Consider the following 17724-nt stretch of genomic DNA (forward strand, 5'->3'; position numbering starts at 1 on the left):
TCGTACCGGGCATGCCCACCGTTCTCATCCTCGGCTTCGACCCGCACACCGTCCCCGGCGTGGACGGCGACGCGGTGCGGGCCCTCCTCGACGCCGAACTCGCCCGCTTCACCGAGCACGGCATCGACGCCGCCGTGACCCTGGTCGCCCCCGACGACACCGCCGAACCCGCCGTCGTGGCGGCCCTCGCCGGGCGCCGCTGGGACGTCGTCGTCATCGGCGGCGGCATCCGCAAGCCCGAACCGGCGCTGCCGTTCTTCGAGGCGGTCGTCAACCTGGTCCGCCGTCACGCCCCGCAGGCGGCCGTCGCCTTCAACACCAGCCCCGCCGACAGCGTCGAGGCCGCCCGCCGCTGGCTGCCGTAGCGGGACGCCGGCCCGGCCTTCAGCCCGCGCCGGGCCCGCGCTCAGCCGAGGTCGCCCAGGGGGCGGCGGTAGGCGAGGGCGGGGCGGTCGGCGAGGAGGAACCGGTGGCTGAGCGCGAAGCCGTTGCGGGCGAGGACGGCCTGGGAGGCGGGGTTGTCGACGGTGGTGACGGCGGTCAGGACGGTCAGGCCGTAGGCGGTGGCCGCGAGGCGGCAGGCCTCGGCGACGGCGGCCTTCGCGACGCCGCGGCCGGCGGCCGACTCGGCGATCCGGTAGCCGAGTTCGGCGCTGCCGTCGGCGAGGTCGACGAGGTTGGCGCGGCCGACCAGCCCGCCGGCCGCGTCGAGCACCACGTGGAACCGGCAGGTGCCCTCGGCCTGTTCGGCGAGGAGGGCGGCGTGGCGGTCCGCGAAGCCGGTGAAGTAGGCGTCGCCGCGGTCCGGGATGCTGCGGGCGAAGTACGCGCGGTTGGCGCGTTCGAAGGCCAGCAGGGCCTCGGCGTGGTCGGGGCGCAGGGGTTCCAGGGTGATCATCGCGCCAGTCTGGCCCGCAGCGCCCCGGTGAACCACCGGAATACCCCGGTGAGGCTCTCCGGGACGGGCCAGCCGTTGATGACCGCCAGCAGCTGCCAGTAGCGCTCGGCGCGCGGGTCGTCGGCGGTCTCCAGGCGGTCGAGCAGCCAGCGCCGCAACCCGGCGTCGTCGGGGCGGCCGAAGGTCTCGGCGTAGGCGGCGGTGAGGGCGTCGAGGACGGGGTCGGCCGCGGGGGAGGCGGGGTCGGTGCCGGCGGCCAGCGCCGCACCGACCAGGGACCGTACGGTCTCGGTGAGCGCGTGGTGCAGCCCGCCGCGGTCGCCCTCGGCCCGTTCGGCGGCCTGCTGTTCGGCCATCCTTCGGACGGCCGCGCGGAAGTCCGGGTCCTGGACGAGTTCGCCGAGTTCGACCCAGGCCTCGACCTGCTCCGCCCTTGGCTCGTCCGGCAGTTCGGGCATGGCGGAGCGCATCATGGCGACGAACTCGGGGTTGGCGTCCAGGCCGCCGAAGGCCTCGTCGACGAAGTCGTGGACCAGGCGCCGGCGTTCGGCGTCGGAGAGTTTGGCGAGCTTGTGCATGAGTCCCATCTCCTCGGGTGTGGAAGCGCGTTGGGCGACGGCGAGCAGCACCGCCCGGCGCAGCCGGAGGGTGCGGATCTGCACCTCCAGCGCCTCGGCGTGTGCGGCGGCCACCTCGTGCAGCGGGGCCTCCCGTTCCAGCACCCGGCGGATCGCGGGCAGGTCGAGCCCGAGTTCGCGCAGGGTGCGGACGAGGTCCAGCCGGGCGAGGGCGTGCACGTCGTACAGCCGGTAGCCGGCGGCGCTGCGCCCGGTGGGCGGGACGAGGCCGGTGTCGGCGTAGAACCGGATGGTCTTGACGGTGAGTCCGGTGCGCCGGGCGAGGTCGCCGATCGGGTAGAGCGTTTCGCTGCCGTCCATGGGGACCACTCTGGACTCTCCCCTTACCGGAGACGCAAGCCCGCGGCCCTCTAAGGTCGTGGCCATGAACGACACTGACAACGGGGCCTCGATCCGCGTGCTGCTCGCCGAGGACCAGGGGATGGTCCGGGAGGCGCTGGCCGCGCTGCTCGGGCTGGAGGGGGACATCGACGTCGTCGCGCAGGTCGGCCGCGGGGACGAGGTGGTGGCGGCGGTGCTCGCGAACGACGTGCAGGTCGCCGTGCTGGACATCGAGATGCCGGGGATGACGGGCATCGAGGCGGCCGCCGAGCTGCGCGACCGGGCGCCCCGGACGAAGGTGGTCATCGCGACGACCTTCGGCCGGCCCGGCTACCTGCGCCGGGCGATGGAGTCGGGCGCGGACGCGTTCCTGGTGAAGGACGCGCCGGCCGCCGAGCTGGCGGAGGCGATCCGACGGGTGCTGCGCGGCGAGCGGGTGATCGACCCGGTGCTGGCCGCCGCCGCGCTGGCCGAGGGCGCCAACCCGCTGACCCCGCGCGAGCGGGACGTGCTGGGCGCGGCCGCCGACGGTGCGGTGAACGCGGACATCGCCCGGCGGCTGCACCTCTCCGAGGGGACGGTGCGCAACTACCTGTCGATGGCGATCCAGAAGACCGAGGCCCGCAACCGCACCGAGGCGGTCCGGATCGCCCGGGAGAAGGGCTGGCTGTAGGGCCCGTCTTCAAGCCCCCGGCGTCGACCCGCAGACGGGGGTCAGTTGAGCCGGTGCCGGGCCGCCCGGGCCTCCTGCCGGACCTTGGCGGCGGTGTCCGGGTCGAAGGCGTCGAGGATCTGCGCGTAGGCGTCCATCTCCGCCGAGCCGCCGAGGAAGTCCCCGGTGCGGACGAGGAGTTCGGCCCGTTCCAGGCGCAGCTGGGCGGGGTGCCGGGGCAGCAGCAGGGCGAGTTCGGTGGCCCAGAGCTGGGTGCGGGCGTGCTCGGGGCGGTCGGCGGCCCAGAGCCGGATGTTGCCGAGCACCCGCAGCACGACCTCCAGCGGCTGGGCCGGGGTGAGCAGGGCGGGGGTGAACTCCGCCCCGGCGGCGGCGACCAGCCGTTCGACGTCCGCCGGGTCGAGCAGCCGCCCGCCGTGGAACGGGTCGGCCAGGACGTAGTCCTCGCCGCCGGCCGGGCCGCCCACCGCGACGATGAAGTGGCCGGGCAGCGCGATGCCGTGGACGGTCAGCCCGGCCCGCCGGCCGACCGCCATCCACACCAGGGAGAGCGTGATCGGCAGCCCGCGCCGGCGCCGCAGCACCTCGGGCAGCAGCGAGGACTCCAGCCGCCGGTAGTCCGACTGCCGCCCGTGGAAGCGCTCCCGCCCGCCGAGCACCGCGGCGAGCAGGGCGGCGGTCTCCTCCGGCCCGGTCGGCGCCCGCTCGGCGACGGCCGTCCGGACCGCCGCCGCGTGCCGCTCGAACGCGGCCTCGCAGGCGGCGAGCAGCGCGTCCACGCCCGGCGGTTCGCCGGGGTCGCCGGGGTCGGGCACCATGCCGTGCTCGGCGGCGGCGAGCAGGCACAGCAGCACCGGGTCGGGCTGCTCGGCGCGGGCGGCGGTCCGGAAGCGGTCTCTGCTCTGCTCGGTCACGGTGACGGCGACGGCTTTCGTACGGCGGACGGACAAGGCGGCGGACGGACGATCGGGCGGGCGATCGGACGAACGGACGGACGGTACGGCCTGGCGGCTACCCCTGGGGGAGGAGCGCGTAGTGGTAAGTGTGACTGGTCGTGAAGCCGAGTCCGTCATAGAGCGCGATCGCCCCCGCGTTCTCCGCCTCGACCTGGAGGTAGCCGCCGCTCGCCCCCTCCTCGGCCGCGCGCGAGGCGAGCACCGCCATGACCGTCGTCGCCAGTCCGGCCCGCCGGGCGTACGGCTGGACCTCGATCGCGCCGAAGCAGGCCCAGGCGCCCTCGATGACGCAGCGTCCGATCGCCAGCGGCGGCTGCCCGGGGGCGCCCGGCACGGTGGCGAACCAGACCGAGGGCCCGCCGTGCAGCACCCGCCGGGCCGCCTCCTCCACCGCCGGGTCGCCGCTCACCCGCCGGTACACCGACAGCCACCGGTCGTCCGCGGTCCGCGCGAGGCGCACCCTGTCGTGCCCGGCGCCGGCCCGGGCGAGCCCGGCCAGCGGGGCGGTGCGGACCAGGGTGGGCGCGTACCCGGCGCCGAGCCGGTCGAGTTCGGCGACCAGCGCCGGGGGCGAGCCGGGGGAGATCACCTCGACGTACGCGGGCAGTCCGCGCGCCGCGTACCAGGCGCGGACGGCCGCCAGCGCCCGGGGCAGCGGCAGTCCCGGGTCCCCGAGCGCCTGGACGGAGTTGGCCCGCCGGGTGAACCCGGCCGCGGCGCGCAGCGTCCACTCGCCGAGCGGCTCCTGCTCGACGGCCGGCCAGCCGCGGCCCGCGATCCGCTGCAGTTCGACCGGCTCGGTGACCGGCAACGGGACGCGCCGGGCCGGGAACGGCGGCACGGTCTTGCCTGCGACCAGCAGCTTCTCCGGCAAGAACACCGGATCGCCGGTTCGAGGGGCGATCGTCAACCCATGATCGTCCCACGATGTGAGCACGCCGATCGAATCCCGGAACACCGGCCGGTCGTCCACGAACTCCGCGAGGCGGCGGACGGACACGCGTCGTCCCACGTCAGAGCGGTCTATCCGGACTTCCGGACGGTCGCCGACCGGGTCGTGCGTCGCCATCTGGCCACCTCCTGTGCATTTGCGGTCTCCGACCCGCGATACTAGGGGCGGGCATCGACGACGCCGCGCTCACCGCGCACGGCAGCAGAACAGAACGGGCCACCAGGCCCTTCCGAGGAGGAACGACAGCGTGACCTACGTCATCGCGCAGCCTTGTGTCGACGTGAAGGACAAGGCGTGCATCGAAGAGTGCCCGGTTGACTGCATCTACGAGGGCGAGCGATCGCTCTACATCCACCCGGATGAGTGTGTCGACTGTGGCGCGTGCGAGCCGGTCTGCCCGGTCGAGGCGATCTTCTACGAGGACGACACTCCGGAGGAGTGGAAGGACTACTACAAGGCGAACGTCGAGTTCTTCGACGACCTGGGTTCCCCCGGCGGCGCCTCCAAGCTCGGTCTGATCGAGCGTGACCACCCGTTCATCGCCGCTCTGCCGCCGCAGAACGCCGACCACTGACGATCGGTGGCACAACAGCTGTGAGTACCAACAGCACGCGCGCGCCGTTCCCGGGTCACCCGGGGGCGGCGCGCCGCGTTTCGGACAAGCTCCCTGTCTTCCCCTGGGACAAGCTGGAGCCGTACAAGGCGACCGCCCTGGCCCACCCCGGCGGGCTCTGCGACTTCTCCGTCGGCACCCCGGTGGACCCGGTCCCCGAGGTGATCCAGAAGGCGCTGGCCGCGCACACCGACACCCCCGGCTACCCGACCGTCTGGGGCCCGCTGGAGCTGCGCGAGGCGATCGCCGGCTGGCTGCACCGCCGCCTCGGCGCGGAGACCGGCCCGCAGGCCGTGCTCCCGACCGTCGGCTCCAAGGAGCTGGTGGCCTGGCTGCCGACCCAGCTCGGCCTCGGCCCCGGCGACCAGGTCGCCTACCCGCGCCTGGCCTACCCGACCTACGAGGTGGGCGCCCGGCTGTGCGGCGCCGAGCCGGTCGAGTACGACTCGGTGGACGAGCTGGACGGCTCCCGGGTGCGCCTGCTCTGGGTGAACTCGCCGTCCAACCCGACCGGTCGGGTGCTGGGCGCGGACGAGCTGCGCCGGGCCGTCGAGTGGGCCAGGGAGCACGGGGCGCTGCTGGTCAGCGACGAGTGCTACCTGGAGCTGGGCTGGGAGGCCGAGCCGGTCTCCGTCCTGCACCCGGACGTCTGCGGCGACGGCCACGAGGGCCTGCTGGCCGTCCACTCGCTCTCCAAGCGCTCCAACCTGGCCGGCTACCGCGCCTCCTTCGTGGCGGGCGACCCGGTGGTGGTCAGGGAGCTGCTGGAGGTGCGCAAGCACGGCGGCATGATCGTGCCGGCGCCGGTCCAGGCGGCGACGGTCGCCGCGCTCGCGGACGACGCCCACGTGGCCGAGCAGCGCGAGCGGTACGCGGCCCGGCGCTCGGCGCTGCGGGCGGCGCTGGAGGCGTACGGCTTCCGGATCGAGCACTCCGAGGCGAGCCTCTACCTGTGGGCGACCCAGGACCGCCCGTGCTGGGAGACCGTGGCCGAACTGGCCGGGCTGGGCATCCTGGTGGCGCCCGGCGACTTCTACGGGCCGGCCGGCGACCGCTTCGTGCGGGTCGCGTTCACGGCGACCGACGAGCGGGTCGCCGCGGCCGTGGAGCGGCTGGGCGCCGCGAGCTGACCGCGACCGCGCCGAGCTGACCGCGATCGCGCCGAGCTCGGCGCGCCGACCGCAGCGGGCGACCGTACGGCGAAGGGGGCCGGTGTCACGGACACCGGCCCCCTTCGGGGTTCTCCCCGAGCCGGGGGTTGTGCGGCGGCGGGGGTTACAGCGGCAGGCCGCTGAGGCTGCCGCCGCTCAGGTTGCCGCCGCCCAGGCCGCCCAGCAGGCCGCCGAGCGGGCCGAGCGCGCCGGTGAGGCCGGACAGCGGGCTGTTCGCGCCGAGGTCGGCACCGCCGAGGCGGTTGGCCGACCCGTGCTCGGCCAGGCCGAGCACGTCGGTGGCGGGCAGGTCGGCGGGCAGGGCGTGCTCGACCGAGCCGAGCGGCAGCGCGCGCTGCACCGCGCCGACCGGCAGCGCGTCGGCGACGGCGGTGCCGCCGGGGACGGCGCCGGTGAGCGTCTCGGCGCCGGGCACGGCCTGGGTGACCGAGCCCGCCTGGGTGAGTCCGCCGAGCGGGCCGGTGCCGGCGGTGGCGCTGCGGGTCTCCGCGCTCTTGCCGGTGACGGCCTCGCCGAGCTTGCCGGCCAGGGACGAGGCGACCTTCGGGGTGACCGAGGAGAGCTGGCCCGCGGTCGCCGCGGTCTGGTCGACCGGGGCGGTCAGCGAGCCGGCCTTCTCGTTGGCCTCGGGCAGCTGCTGGGCGACGATGTTTCCGGCGGCGTCGGCGGAGGCCGGTACGCCGGCGGCGACGGTGGCCGCACCCGTGGTCCCGGCGGCCTGGCCGAGCTGGTGGGTGGTGTGCTGGAGGGTGGAACCGGTGTCGGTGTTGGCCAGCTGGCCCAGCGGTGCCGCGAGGTCGCTCTTGGGCAGCAGGGCGTCCCCGCCCAGGGCGGACGCGGAGCCGGCCGCGAGAAGCGGGGTCGCTCCGGCGGCCACGACGAGCGCGGCCTGGGCGATCCGGCGCGTGAGGGGGTGAGACATGGGGCTCCTCGAAGGGGTCTGGGTCCGTCCCGTCCGCCAAAGGACCGGGCGTGGACGACCGGGCGGACGACGTTGTTACCGCTTGAGAAGCCAGAAGGTTTCGGCCGACGCAAGGAATCTTCCTGGCCGACCATCGGATCGTACGACCACAACAGCGCTGCCCGACCGGCCCGGTCGGACGCCGTCGAACCGCCCCGGTCAAGGGGAGTGACGGTTCTCCAACCGGGTTCGCCGGAGCGGGCGGCCGGTCCATCGGGGTTGACCGGAATCACCCGTCCGGCGGCAACCCGAACACCAGTGCGTCAACTCTTGTCGGCCGGGGCCAGCGTGACCTGGACGAGCTTGGTCGAGGTGCCCGAGGTCTGGTTCTGCCAGCCGTCCTCGGACTTGGACTTGCGCCAGATCTTCCCGTCGTAGGCGACCGTCGCGATGCCCAGCTGCTGGGCCTGGGCGACCGCCCAGTGGGCGACCTCCCAGCCGCTCGCCCGCTCGGCGCTCACCCCGCCGTCCGCCGCCCCCGCGTCCGGCGAGGAGGTCAGGGCGGCGGTGGCCGGGTCCGGGGTCAGCGAGACGGCGTTCTCGGCGCCCTTGATGGTCGAGGTGTAGCCGGTCGCCGGGGTCACCGTGCGGCCGAACTCCCGGCGCACCCGGTCGGACAGCACCTGGGCCCGGTCCGGCGCGGCGGCCGGGGCCGCGGTGGCGCCCGGGGTGGCGCCCGGCGCGGCCGAGGCGGAGTCCGCCGGGTCCGGCTTGGCGTAGTCGTGCACCACGCAGGAGAACGAGGCGGGCTCCCGGCCGGCCAGCGCCGAGGTGAGCAGGGTCGCCTTGGTCTCGTGCTTGGCGTAGGCCTGCGGGTAACCGCTCTTCTGCACCGTCTGCGCGGCGTCGGTCAGCGGCATCCGGGTGTAGCCCGGGACCTTGACCAGGCCGTCCAGGAACTTGTTGGTCGCGTACACCGGGTCCGAGATCTGCGCCGGGGTGCCCCAGCCCATCGACGGCCGCTGCTGGAAGAGGCCGATCGAGTCCCGGTCGCCGCCCGCGAGGTTGCGCAGCTTGGACTCCTGCATGGCGGTCGCCAGCGAGATCGTGGTGGCCCGGTCCGGCAGCCCGCGCGAACGCGCCACCGCGGCGATCGTCGCGGCGTTGGCGGCCTGCGGCAGCTCCAGCGTGCCGTTCCCGGCCGCCGTCTTCACCGAGCACTCCTCGGACGCGCCGGGCTTGAAACCGAACCACCAGATCCCGACCACGGCCAGGCCGGCGACCATGGCCAGGCCGAGCAGCCCGACGATCACCATCAGCAGGGCGCGAAGCGGCCCGCGGCGGCGAGTGGGCTCCTCTTCGTCGCCCAGCTCTTCGCTGCTCCTTCTCCTGGCCACCGTCGCCCCTCTCGCGCCTGCACCTTGATCCGACACCGTACCCACTCGGACGGATGTGCGGCGCCTTCCGGTTGCCGTCACCCGCCCACTCGCCTCCGGGAGCCGAGGGGCGCGCCGACCGAGGCGGCCCCGGTCCGCGTCGCGGACCGCCGCACCGGCCGGACCGGGCCGCGGATCCAGGGCCTGTCTTCGGACTCGCGTCTGCGGGGCGACGCTCCCCCAGCCTTCGGCCGGGAGGTACCCCCAGGGCACAAGCGCACCTCGCCGCGTTGTCGTCGGTCGCCAATGCTCCGCAGTGGCTCCCTCCTCCGCCTTGCGATGCACGCACCCCAACGCCGCCCCGCCCGCCCTCCGGGCGGACGACGGGAGCCCGAAGACAGGCCCTAGGCTGGCTCCCATGAGCAGCTCGAACCCGACGCCCCTGGACCTCACTCTCGACGGCGGCACGCTGACCGCCCGGCTCGTCGACATCCCCTCGGTGAGCGGCGACGAGCAGGCGCTCGCCGACGCCATCGAGACCGCGCTGCGCGGCTACCCGCACCTCACCGTGGACCGCCACGGCAACAACGTGGTGGCCCGGACGAACCTGGGCCGGGCCGAGCGCGTCGTCCTGGCCGGCCACCTGGACACCGTGCCGATCGCCGACAACCTCCCCTCGTGGGTCGAGGGCGACCTGCTCCACGGCTGCGGCACCACGGACATGAAGTCCGGCGTGGCCGTGCAGCTGCGCCTCGCCGCCACGGTGCCCGAGCCCAACCGCGACCTCACCTTCGTCTTCTACGACTGCGAGGAGGTGGAGGCCTCCCGCAACGGCCTCGGCCACCTGGCCAAGGACCACCCGGAGTGGCTGGCCGGCGACTTCGCGGTGCTGATGGAGCCCAGCGGCGGCATGGTCGAGGGCGGCTGCCAGGGCACCCTGCGGGCGCAGGTGCGGCTGACCGGCGTGCGCGCCCACTCGGCCCGCAGCTGGCTCGGGGACAACGCCATCCACCACGCCGCCGAGGTGCTCACCCGGCTGGAGAACTACCAGCCGCGCCGGGTGGAGATCGACGGCCTGGAGTACCGCGAGGGCCTGAACGCGGTCCGGATCGACGGCGGCGTGGCCGGCAACGTGATCCCGGACGAGTGCGTCGTCACGGTCAACTTCCGCTACGCGCCGGACCGCGACGAGGTGGACGCGGAGAAGCACGTGCGCGAGGTCTTCGACGGCTTCGAGCTGACCGTCACCGACTTCGCCGTGGGCGCCCTGCCCGGGCTCTCCCAGCCGGCCGCCCAGGCCTTCCTGGAGGCCACCGGCGGCCAGGCCCGGGCCAAGTTCGGCTGGACCGACGTCGCCCGGTTCAGCGCGCTCGGCGTCCCGGCGGTCAACTACGGCCCCGGCGACCCGAACCTGGCGCACAAGCGCGAGGAGTACTGCTCGCTGAGCGCCATCGCCGAGGTCGAGGACCGGATGCGCGCCTGGCTGACCAGCTGAGCCGCTGCCGGCGACGCTCGTCCGATCAGCAGTCGAACGCCACCTTCCGGATGCTCAACCGACCTTCCCCCGTTGCCTGAAAACGGGGGAGGGCGGGCGTAGGGTTCCGTCATGACAGGCACAGGAGACGAGAAGCACTACGGCCACGGCCCCGAGCAGGTCGGTGCGCCGCGGAAGAAGAAGGCCTGGCCCGAGAAGCAGAAGGGCCCGGTGCTGGTGCGCCGGGACCAGGTCGGTACGAGCACCACGGACCAGCGCCTGCTGGACACCACCGGTCCGACCGACTGGCTGCACACCGACCCGTGGCGGGTCCTGCGGATCACCTCGGAGTTCGTCGAGGGCTTCGGCGCCCTCGCCGAACTCCCGCCCGCGATCAGTGTCTTCGGCTCCGCCCGGACCCCGGTCGACTCGCCCGAGTACCAGGCGGGCGTGGCCATCGGCCGGGCCCTCGCCGAGGCCGGCTACGCGGTGATCACCGGCGGCGGCCCGGGCGCGATGGAGGCCGCCAACCGCGGCGCCTCCGAGGCGGGCGGCCTCAGCGTCGGGCTCGGCATCGAGCTGCCCTTCGAGCAGGGCCTCAACGAGTTCGTCGACCTCGGGCTGAACTTCCGCTACTTCTTCGTCCGCAAGACGATGTTCGTGAAGTACGCGCAGGGCTTCGTGGTCCTGCCCGGCGGCCTCGGCACGCTGGACGAGCTGTTCGAGGCGCTCACCCTGGTGCAGACGAAGAAGGTCACCCGCTTCCCGGTGATCCTCTACGGCAGCGCCTACTGGGGCGGCCTCTACGAGTGGCTGAAGGACACCCTGGTCGCGCAGGGCAAGGCGGCCCCGCACGACCTGGAGCTGTTCCACATCACCGACGAGATCGACGAGGTCATGAAGATCCTCGCCGACGCCCGCCGGCCCGCGAACGAGATCTAGCGCGAGCGAGCCGAACGTCGACACCGGGTCCGAGCGCCCCGGAGGCGAGCCGAGCGCCGACAGGAGGGTTCACGCCAGCCCCCGGCGGGCGACCGCCGGGGGGCGGGTGCCCCGGATCGAGGCGACCATGTCCAGCACCTGGCGGGTCTCCGCGACCTGGTGCACCCGGTAGACCCGCGCGCCCAGCCAGGCCGAGACCGCGGTGGTGGCCAGGGTGCCGAGCAGCCGCTCGTTCACCGGCCGGTCCAGGGTCTCGCCGACGAAGTCCTTGTTGGAGAGCGAGACCAGCACCGGGAAGCCGGTCGCGGTCATCTCCGGCAGCCGCCGGGTGGCCTCCAGCGAGTGCCGGGTGTTCTTGCCGAAGTCGTGCCCCGGGTCGATGACCACCGCGTCCCGCCGCACGCCCAGCTCCACCGCGCGCTCGGCGAGCCCCACGGTCACCCGCAGGATGTCCGCCATCACGTCCTCGTACCCGACCCGGTGCGGCCGGGTACGGGGCTCGGCGCCGCCCGCGTGGGTGCAGACCAGCCCGGCGTCGTACCGGGCGGCCACCTCGGCGAGCCTCGGGTCCACGCCGCCCCAGGCGTCGTTCAGCAGGTCCGCGCCCACCTCGCAGACCGCCTCGCCGACCTCGTGCCGCCAGGTGTCCACGCTGATCACCGCCTCGGGGTGGCGCTTGCGCAGCTCGGCCACGAAGGGCACGGTGCGCCGCAGCTCCTCCTCGACCGTGACCTCGTCGCCGGGCCCGGCCTTCACCCCGCCGATGTCCAGGATCGCCGCGCCCTCGGCCATCGCGCGGTCCGCGGCGGCGAAGGCGGCCTCGTCGGCGAAGGTCGCGCCCTTGTCGAAGAACGAGTCCGGCGTCCGGTTGACGATCGCCATGATCACCAGCTCGTCGTCACCGAATTCCCGCGGTCCCAGGCGCAGTGCCACCGATGTCTCCTCCAGAGCTCCTGCGGGTGCGATGATGGCCCCCGGCCTCACTAAGGGACCATGCTGTCATGATCAGTGTGGTTGCCTGCCACCACATAGCGGACCGGCCGGGAGTTCGGGAGGACAGCTCGTGTTCTGGGTGATCGTGGTCGCCATGGCCGTGGTGGTCGGCGGTGCCGCCCTGGTGGCGCTCGGCGGGGGCGGCTCGATGCCGGAGGCGGCACCAGACCGGATCTCCGCGCGGCTGCCGCAGGACCGCCCGCTGGGCCGGGCGGACGTGGACGAGCTGCGCCTGCCGATGGCGCTGCGCGGCTACCGGATGGACGAGGTGGACGACGTCCTGGACCGCCTCGGCGCCGAACTCGCCTACCGCGACGCGCGGATCGCCGAGCTGGAGGCCGCCGCCCACCTGCGCGGCGCGGTCGAGGCGACCAGCGCCCCCGACCCGGCGGCCGAACCGCTGCCCGGCCTGGAGCAGTTCGCCCAGGTGGTCGAGCCGGCCGTGGTGCTCGCCAAGCAGCCGGCCGGGGAGCACGCCCCCGAGGACGCGAAGCCGGGGACGGAGAAGTGACCGACCCGACCGGGGGCGCGGTGCTCGGCGCGGACGGCCTGCGCCGCTGCGGCTGGGGCGACTCCACCGACGACTACCGGGTCTACCACGACACCGAGTGGGGCCGCCCGGTGCACGGCGACGACGCGCTGTTCGAGCGGGTCTGCCTGGAGGCCTTCCAGTCCGGCCTGTCCTGGCTGACCATCCTGCGCCGCCGCGAGGGCTTCCGGGCCGCGTTCGCGGGCTTCCGGATCGCCGAGGTCGCCGAGTTCGGCGAGGCCGACAAGGAGCGCCTGCTCGCCGACGCCGGCATCATCCGCAACCGGGCCAAGATCGAGGCGGCGATCGCCAACGCGCGGGTCGCCCGCGACCTGGCGGGCGGCCTGGACGCGCTGATCTGGCAGTTCGCCGCCGAACCGGGCCGGCCGGCCCCCCGCACGATGGGCGAGGTGCCGGCCGTCACGCCGGAGTCGACGGCGCTGGCGAAGGCGCTGAAGAAGGCGGGCTTCCGCTTCGTCGGCCCGACCACCGCGTACGCCCTGATGCAGGCCTGCGGGCTGGTCGACGACCACCTGGCGGACTGCCACGTCCGCACCGGCGCCAAGGGCTGACCGGCGGGTCCGGGCCGGCCGGCCCGGACCCGGACACCGGCCCTAGCGGCCCAGGTACCTCGGCTTCTCCTTGGCGATGAAGGCGCGCACCGCGATCCGGTGGTCCTCGCTGTCGCCGGCCAGCGTCTGCAACTCGTCCTCCTTGTCGAGGAGTTCGTCCAGCGAGTGGGAGGCGCCGTACGCCAGCGACTCCTTGATGGCGCCGTAGGCGACGGTCGGGCCCTCGGCCAGCTCGTGGGCGAAGGCCCGTGCGGTGGCGGCGAGTTCCCCGGCCGGCACCACCCTGGTGGCCAGGCCCAGCTCGGCGGCCTCGGCGGCCTTGACCGTGCGGGGCAGCATCAGCAGCTCGGTGGCCCTGGCGTGCCCGACCAGCCGGGGCAGCGTCCAGGAGGCGCCCGAGTCGGCCGTCAGCCCGATCCCGGCGAAGGCGGTGTTGAAGCCGGCCCGGTCGGACAGGACGCGGAAGTCGCAGGCGAAGGCGAGCGAGGCGCCGGCCCCGGCCGCCACCCCGCCGACCGCGGCGACGGTCGGCTTGCGCATCCCGGCCAGCGCCCGCACCAGCGGGTTGTAGTGCTCGCCGACGGTCCGCAGCGCGCCCTCGCCGGTCTCCTCGGCCCGCTTCAGCATGGCCAGGTGCTCGTTCAGGTCCTGTCCGACGCAGAACGCCCGCTCGCCCGCTCCGGTGAGCAGGACGGCCCGCACCGCCGGGTCCGCGGCCGCGGCGGTCACGGCGTCGCGCAGCGCGACCTTGGTGGCGACGTCGAGCGCGTTCATCGCCTCCGGGCGGTTGATGGTGATGACGGCCAGGCCGCCGTCCAGCTCGTACAGCACGGAATCGGACATGGGTGAGGGCTCCCGGGATCGAGGCGTTGTCGGTCGTGTGTGTCAGGATGCCGGAGCACGCGGGGGCCTGGGGAGTGTGAGGTATCGCACCTTCGGGCGGTGTCCGCACCACCGCCACGCCGGGGCTTATGACGTGGTTTGCGGCGGTTGGGGGCGGTCCGGTCGTGGTTGCACCGAGAGTGATGTTGGTCATCAGCCCGTGGCATGCGGGATAATGGCTTCCGATCAATGCGTTCGATACCGGCGGTGGACGGACTGCCGGTGCGTAGCTGAGCGGTTGCAGGAAGGGGAACGAGCATGGCGGCCATGAAGCCGCGGACGGGTGACGGCCCGCTCGAAGTCACCAAAGAGGGACGGGGCATCATCATGCGCGTTCCGCTCGAAGGCGGCGGACGCCTTGTGGTGGAGCTCACGCCGGACGAGGCCCAGGCCCTCGGCGAGGCCCTGAAGAAGGCCTGCGGCTGACCGCAGCAGGTGCTCGCCATCTCCTGGAGATGTGCTGCCGGGCCCGGGTTCGACGTCATGTCGGCCCGGGTCCGCACGTTTTCCCGGGCCCGGGCCCGAAGGGGCGCCGGGCTCGGCGCGTGACGCTCAGCGCTTGGTGTTCAGCGCTTGATGTTCAGCGCTTGACGGCGCAGAGCAGCCCGTCCGACACCGGCAGCAGCGCCGGCAGCAGGGCCTCGCTCTCCCGCACGTCCCGGACCAGGTCCCGGACCGCGCCGGTCTGCGGGTCCTGGAGCTCCGGCTCGGCCAGCCGGCCCTCCTGGAAGACGCCCTCGAAGCAGACCATCCCGCCCGGCCGCAGCAGCCGCAGCGCCTCCCGCAGGTACTCGCAGGACTCGACCGGGTCGCCGTCGCAGAACACCAGGTCGTACTGGCCGTCGGCGAGCCGGGGCAGCACCTCCAGCGCCCGGCCCGGTATGAACCGGGAGCGGTTGGCCGCGAACCCGGCCGCCTGGTACGCCTCGCGGGCCAGCTGCTGGCGCACCGGCTCGGAGTCGACCGTGGTGAGCACGCCGTCCGGCCGCATTCCGCGCAGCAGGTAGACCCCGGACACCCCGGTGCCGGTGCCGATCTCGGCCACCGCCTTGGCGTCCAGTGCGGCGGCCAGCAGCCGCAGGCAGGCCCCGCCGCTCGGTCCGATCGCCCGTATCCCGGTCCGCGCGGACTGCGCCCGGGCGTAGGTCAGCACGGCGTCCTCGCTCACGTAGGTGTCGGCGAGGGCCGCGTGCGCGGGCCCGAACTCGCTGATGGCTGCCTCTTTCGGAGCCCCGGGCGAGGCCCGGTGCCGAAGGATGTCGATATTTCCTGGCACAGATTACTGGCCGACCGGGAACCGCGTACGGCGGCGGGCCGTTGTCAGGACGGACCGGGTGCGGAAGACCTCCCGGGCACTTTTATCCGGGCTTGACGGGTGAGGTGGATATGGTGGTGGCCCTGCTGGGCAGAAGAGCCGACCGAGGAGGTGTGGCCGAGGGCGACGTCCCTGTGCGGCGGCACTCCCGCGGCACCGCGTCAGCCCGTACGCCGAAGCCCGTGATGAACCAGCCTGCGCACTCCGACCTGGACCAGCCCGTGGCCGCGACGCCGGCCGGCGGCGCCACCGAGGCCCCCGCCCTCGCGACCTTCACCGAGGGTCCCGACGCGCAGACCTGGACTCCGCCCAGCTGGGAGGAGATCGTCGAGGCGCACAGCGCCCGCGTCTACCGGCTCGCCTACCGCCTGACGGGCAACCAGCACGACGCCGAGGACCTCACCCAGGAGGTCTTCGTCCGGGTGTTCCGTTCGCTGTCCACGTACACCCCCGGCACGTTCGAGGGCTGGCTGCACCGGATCACCACCAACCTCTTCCTGGACATGGTCCGCCGCCGCCAGCGCATCCGCTTCGACGCGCTCGGCGAGGACGCGGCCGAGCGGCTCGCCTCCCGCGAGCCGAGCCCGGCCCAGCACTTCAGCGACACCCACTTCGACGCCGACGTGCAGCAGGCCTTGGACACCCTGGCGCCGGAGTTCCGCGCCGCGGTGGTGCTCTGCGACATCGAGGGCCTGTCCTACGAGGAGATCGCCGCCACGCTGGGCGTCAAGCTCGGCACCGTCCGCAGCCGCATCCACCGCGGCCGCTCGCACCTGCGCGCCGCGCTCAAGCACCGCGCCCCCGGCTCGGCCCCCGGCCGGGAGCGCCGCGGCGGCTCGGAGGAGCCGGTGCCGGTCGGCGTCGGAGCGGTCGAGGCCGCGGTCGCGCCCGGTGGGCGCGGACGGAGGCGGTCGTGAGCGGAACCAGCCGGTCCGGTTCGGGTCGGTCGGACGCCTCCGACCGGTCCCCGAACCGACGGGGCTGGGCCCTGCCGGGCCGTCGCGGAGGCGACGAACCCGGTGAGCCCGTGCTGCCCGCGGTGGCACTGCCCGCGGACACGGCGCTGCACGCGCTTCCCGTCCGCCCCGCCGCACCCGCCGAGGACCACCACCTCGGCGAGCGCCTCTCCGCCTTCCTGGACGGCGAGCTCGGCCACGACTCGCGCGACCGCGTCCAGGCCCACCTGGCGACCTGCCCGCACTGCCTCGCCGAGGTCGACGAGGCCCGCGCCGTCAAGCACATGCTGACCCGCACCGGCACGCCCGGCCCGTCCTCCGCGCTGATGGCCCGCCTGATGGCCGTAGGCGGCCTTCCCGAGGACGCCCCGGCGGACGGCGACTGGCCGGCCGGCCGCGGCCGCCGCGATGACGACGACGACCTGCCCGGCGGCGGGGTCGCCGCCGCCGGGACGCTCGGCGGCAGCCGGCTCGACGGCGGCTCCTTCGGCCGCGGTGCCGGGGCCTCCTTCGGCGCCGGCGCGCTCGGCGCGGACACGCCGCTGCCCGGGGTCGACCCGCGCGCCTTCGGGCGCGGCGCGGTGCTGCGGCCGCTGATGGGCCGGCGCTCCGCCCGTCCCGAGCCCACCGCCGCCCCCGCCCGTCCGCAGTCCTCCGCGGCCGTCGTCCGCCCGCCCGCGCGGGGCCGCCGGCTGGTGTTCGCCGCCGCGGGCGCCTTCTCCGTCGCCGCGGTGACGCTCGGCGGTGTCGGCGGGCTCAGCACGCAGGGCGAGGAGCGCCACGGCACCACCGTCAGCCCGCCCGGCTCCGGCACCGGACGCGGCGGCGGCCTCGTCCCGATGAACGCCCAGGTCCCGGTGGACTTCCCCGGCCGCCCGGTCGCCGCGACCCCGCCGGGCTCCCCGGAGCGCTACCCCGGGGGCGCCGTGGCACAGCGCCAGCAGACCCGCTAGAACAACCCTCGACGGACCCGGGACGCACGCTCGATCCCCCGTCCGGACGGCCTCGGCCACCGGCAGGTCTTTACCACGGCTTCATCCCAGCGTGGACCAGGGACTCGCCGGTGGCCATTACCCTGTAGGAACCGTCGTCCGACGAGCTAGGGAGCCAAAGGTGTTCAGCGACGTGAGCGGGCTGGAGGTGCTGACCCTCGTCGTGATGGCCATCATCATCTTCGGTCCGGACAAACTGCCGAAGCTGATCCAGGACACCATGAACGTCGTCCGGAAGATCCGTTCCTTCGCCGACAACGCGAAGGAGGACATCCGCAGCGAGCTGGGCCCCGATTTCCAGGACTTCGAGTTCGAGGACCTGAACCCCAAGACCTTCGTCCGCAAGCAGCTCATGGGCGGCGAGGAGGACCCGCTGGGCCTCAAGGGGATGAAGGACTCGCTGGACATCCGCTCCGTCCTGGACGACAAGCCCGCGGCCCCGGTCAACGGCCGCAGCGGCAGCGTCAGCTTCGAGAAGTCCGCGCCGGCCCCCGCCCCCGCCTCCGCCGGCGCCCCGCTGGCCCCCGGCGAGCGCCCCCCGTTCGACCCCGACGCCACCTGACCGACCC

Annotated in this window: 21 protein-coding genes; 12 read left to right on the plus strand and 9 right to left on the minus strand. The window is 74.3% G+C overall.

All coding sequences use genetic code 11. From position 1 onward, the window contains the following. The first annotated feature begins 11 nt into the window (after positions 1 to 11). Positions 12 to 365 (plus strand): hypothetical protein, encoded by a 354-nt coding sequence (locus ACFVXH_RS09260; RefSeq protein WP_117489428.1) that lies wholly within the window; start codon positions 12 to 14, stop codon positions 363 to 365. Positions 366 to 406: 41 nt separating this feature from the next. On the opposite strand, the gene ACFVXH_RS09265 is transcribed toward ACFVXH_RS09260, so the two are convergent. Both ACFVXH_RS09265 and ACFVXH_RS09270 read right to left on the minus strand, forming a co-directional pair. Then, positions 407 to 898, minus strand: coding sequence for a GNAT family N-acetyltransferase (locus tag ACFVXH_RS09265; protein ID WP_375874143.1), 492 nt, complete (start codon positions 896 to 898; stop codon positions 407 to 409). Beyond that, positions 895 to 1836 (minus strand): MerR family transcriptional regulator, encoded by a 942-nt coding sequence (locus tag ACFVXH_RS09270; protein ID WP_387821823.1) that lies wholly within the window; start codon positions 1834 to 1836, stop codon positions 895 to 897. The genes ACFVXH_RS09265 and ACFVXH_RS09270 overlap by 4 nt, the downstream gene beginning before the upstream one ends. Positions 1837 to 1900: 64 nt before the next feature. Between ACFVXH_RS09270 and ACFVXH_RS09275 the strand changes: the two genes are divergently transcribed. After that, entirely contained in the window at positions 1901 to 2530 is a 630-nt protein-coding gene (locus ACFVXH_RS09275) for a response regulator (RefSeq protein WP_380741170.1), read from the plus strand. A 41-nt stretch (positions 2531 to 2571) separates the two neighbouring features. On the opposite strand, the gene ACFVXH_RS09280 is transcribed toward ACFVXH_RS09275, so the two are convergent. Then, positions 2572 to 3444: a transglutaminase-like domain-containing protein gene (locus ACFVXH_RS09280; protein ID WP_074001369.1), complete on the minus strand. Its 873-nt coding sequence runs from the start codon at positions 3442 to 3444 to the stop codon at positions 2572 to 2574. Positions 3445 to 3541: 97 nt separating this feature from the next. Continuing rightward, positions 3542 to 4396, minus strand: coding sequence for a GNAT family N-acetyltransferase (locus ACFVXH_RS09285; protein ID WP_380779481.1), 855 nt, complete (start codon positions 4394 to 4396; stop codon positions 3542 to 3544). A gap of 289 nt (positions 4397 to 4685) precedes the next feature. Between ACFVXH_RS09285 and fdxA the strand changes: the two genes are divergently transcribed. Beyond that, the gene (gene fdxA, locus ACFVXH_RS09290; protein ID WP_030061559.1) at positions 4686 to 5012 is read left to right on the plus strand and encodes a ferredoxin; all 327 of its coding nucleotides are present in this window, start codon (positions 4686 to 4688) and stop codon (positions 5010 to 5012) included. A gap of 20 nt (positions 5013 to 5032) precedes the next feature. Then, entirely contained in the window at positions 5033 to 6181 is a 1149-nt protein-coding gene (dapC, locus tag ACFVXH_RS09295) for a succinyldiaminopimelate transaminase (protein ID WP_074001371.1), read from the plus strand. A gap of 145 nt (positions 6182 to 6326) precedes the next feature. On the opposite strand, the gene ACFVXH_RS09300 is transcribed toward dapC, so the two are convergent. Together ACFVXH_RS09300 and ACFVXH_RS09305 are read right to left on the minus strand one after the other, a co-directional pair. Next, positions 6327 to 7145 (minus strand): hypothetical protein, encoded by an 819-nt coding sequence (locus ACFVXH_RS09300; RefSeq protein WP_074001372.1) that lies wholly within the window; start codon positions 7143 to 7145, stop codon positions 6327 to 6329. 302 nt (positions 7146 to 7447) lie between these two features. Beyond that, positions 7448 to 8521 (minus strand): hypothetical protein, encoded by a 1074-nt coding sequence (locus ACFVXH_RS09305; protein WP_181970669.1) that lies wholly within the window; start codon positions 8519 to 8521, stop codon positions 7448 to 7450. Positions 8522 to 8918: 397 nt separating this feature from the next. Between ACFVXH_RS09305 and dapE the strand changes: the two genes are divergently transcribed. Continuing rightward, complete coding sequence (gene dapE / locus ACFVXH_RS09310) at positions 8919 to 9995, plus strand: succinyl-diaminopimelate desuccinylase (protein WP_375874138.1); 1077 nt, start codon at positions 8919 to 8921, stop codon at positions 9993 to 9995. A gap of 111 nt (positions 9996 to 10106) precedes the next feature. Continuing rightward, complete coding sequence (locus tag ACFVXH_RS09315) at positions 10107 to 10916, plus strand: TIGR00730 family Rossman fold protein (RefSeq protein ID WP_049655631.1); 810 nt, start codon at positions 10107 to 10109, stop codon at positions 10914 to 10916. A gap of 69 nt (positions 10917 to 10985) precedes the next feature. On the opposite strand, the gene folP is transcribed toward ACFVXH_RS09315, so the two are convergent. Then, a complete protein-coding gene (folP, locus tag ACFVXH_RS09320; protein ID WP_074001558.1) occupies positions 10986 to 11798 on the minus strand; it encodes a dihydropteroate synthase in 813 nt (270 codons plus the stop codon). A 181-nt stretch (positions 11799 to 11979) separates the two neighbouring features. Here folP and ACFVXH_RS09325 point away from each other — a divergent pair, with 181 nt between their 5' ends. Next, positions 11980 to 12420: a DivIVA domain-containing protein gene (locus ACFVXH_RS09325; protein ID WP_063780265.1), complete on the plus strand. Its 441-nt coding sequence runs from the start codon at positions 11980 to 11982 to the stop codon at positions 12418 to 12420. Beyond that, a complete protein-coding gene (locus tag ACFVXH_RS09330) occupies positions 12417 to 13010 on the plus strand; it encodes a DNA-3-methyladenine glycosylase I (RefSeq protein ID WP_074001374.1) in 594 nt (197 codons plus the stop codon). The genes ACFVXH_RS09325 and ACFVXH_RS09330 overlap by 4 nt, the downstream gene beginning before the upstream one ends. A gap of 42 nt (positions 13011 to 13052) precedes the next feature. On the opposite strand, the gene ACFVXH_RS09335 is transcribed toward ACFVXH_RS09330, so the two are convergent. After that, positions 13053 to 13853 (minus strand): enoyl-CoA hydratase-related protein, encoded by an 801-nt coding sequence (locus ACFVXH_RS09335; protein ID WP_387821828.1) that lies wholly within the window; start codon positions 13851 to 13853, stop codon positions 13053 to 13055. Between the two features lie 297 nt (positions 13854 to 14150). Between ACFVXH_RS09335 and ACFVXH_RS09340 the strand changes: the two genes are divergently transcribed. After that, positions 14151 to 14318, plus strand: a complete 168-nt coding sequence (locus ACFVXH_RS09340; RefSeq protein WP_074001376.1) for a DUF3117 domain-containing protein — start codon at positions 14151 to 14153, stop codon at positions 14316 to 14318. A gap of 154 nt (positions 14319 to 14472) precedes the next feature. On the opposite strand, the gene ACFVXH_RS09345 is transcribed toward ACFVXH_RS09340, so the two are convergent. Beyond that, complete coding sequence (locus ACFVXH_RS09345) at positions 14473 to 15105, minus strand: O-methyltransferase (RefSeq protein ID WP_049655642.1); 633 nt, start codon at positions 15103 to 15105, stop codon at positions 14473 to 14475. A gap of 287 nt (positions 15106 to 15392) precedes the next feature. Here ACFVXH_RS09345 and sigE point away from each other — a divergent pair, with 287 nt between their 5' ends. The 3 genes from sigE (at position 15393) to ACFVXH_RS09360 (ending at position 17717) form a co-directional block, all read left to right on the plus strand. Further along, positions 15393 to 16124 carry an RNA polymerase sigma factor SigE gene (gene sigE / locus ACFVXH_RS09350; protein ID WP_049655634.1) on the plus strand — a complete coding sequence of 244 codons (732 nt, stop codon included), beginning with the start codon at positions 15393 to 15395 and terminating at the stop codon, positions 16122 to 16124. A 122-nt stretch (positions 16125 to 16246) separates the two neighbouring features. Further along, positions 16247 to 17116, plus strand: coding sequence for a zf-HC2 domain-containing protein (locus ACFVXH_RS09355; RefSeq protein ID WP_387821830.1), 870 nt, complete (start codon positions 16247 to 16249; stop codon positions 17114 to 17116). A gap of 160 nt (positions 17117 to 17276) precedes the next feature. Then, positions 17277 to 17717 carry a sec-independent translocase gene (locus ACFVXH_RS09360; protein WP_380782999.1) on the plus strand — a complete coding sequence of 147 codons (441 nt, stop codon included), beginning with the start codon at positions 17277 to 17279 and terminating at the stop codon, positions 17715 to 17717. The last annotated feature ends 7 nt before the right edge of the window (positions 17718 to 17724 follow it).

Origin of the sequence: Kitasatospora sp. NPDC058184, assembly GCF_042883725.1 — a bacterium.
Classification (GTDB): Bacteria; Actinomycetota; Actinomycetes; order Streptomycetales; family Streptomycetaceae; genus Kitasatospora.

Bases quoted from the DNA above. Each gene is read 5' to 3' on its own strand.
- ACFVXH_RS09260 (WP_117489428.1), top strand. From the start codon at position 12: ATGCCCACCGTTCTCATCCTCGGCTTCGACCCGCACACCGTCCCCGGC.
- ACFVXH_RS09275 (WP_380741170.1), top strand. From the start codon at position 1,901: ATGAACGACACTGACAACGGGGCCTCGATCCGCGTGCTGCTCGCCGAG.
- ACFVXH_RS09300 (WP_074001372.1), bottom strand. From the start codon at position 7,145: ATGTCTCACCCCCTCACGCGCCGGATCGCCCAGGCCGCGCTCGTCGTG.
- sigE (WP_049655634.1), top strand. From the start codon at position 15,393: ATGAACCAGCCTGCGCACTCCGACCTGGACCAGCCCGTGGCCGCGACG.
- ACFVXH_RS09270 (WP_387821823.1), bottom strand. From the start codon at position 1,836: ATGGACGGCAGCGAAACGCTCTACCCGATCGGCGACCTCGCCCGGCGC.
- ACFVXH_RS09340 (WP_074001376.1), top strand. From the start codon at position 14,151: ATGGCGGCCATGAAGCCGCGGACGGGTGACGGCCCGCTCGAAGTCACC.
- folP (WP_074001558.1), bottom strand. From the start codon at position 11,798: ATGGCGATCGTCAACCGGACGCCGGACTCGTTCTTCGACAAGGGCGCG.
- ACFVXH_RS09335 (WP_387821828.1), bottom strand. From the start codon at position 13,853: ATGTCCGATTCCGTGCTGTACGAGCTGGACGGCGGCCTGGCCGTCATC.
- ACFVXH_RS09315 (WP_049655631.1), top strand. From the start codon at position 10,107: ATGACAGGCACAGGAGACGAGAAGCACTACGGCCACGGCCCCGAGCAG.
- ACFVXH_RS09265 (WP_375874143.1), bottom strand. From the start codon at position 898: ATGATCACCCTGGAACCCCTGCGCCCCGACCACGCCGAGGCCCTGCTG.
- dapE (WP_375874138.1), top strand. From the start codon at position 8,919: ATGAGCAGCTCGAACCCGACGCCCCTGGACCTCACTCTCGACGGCGGC.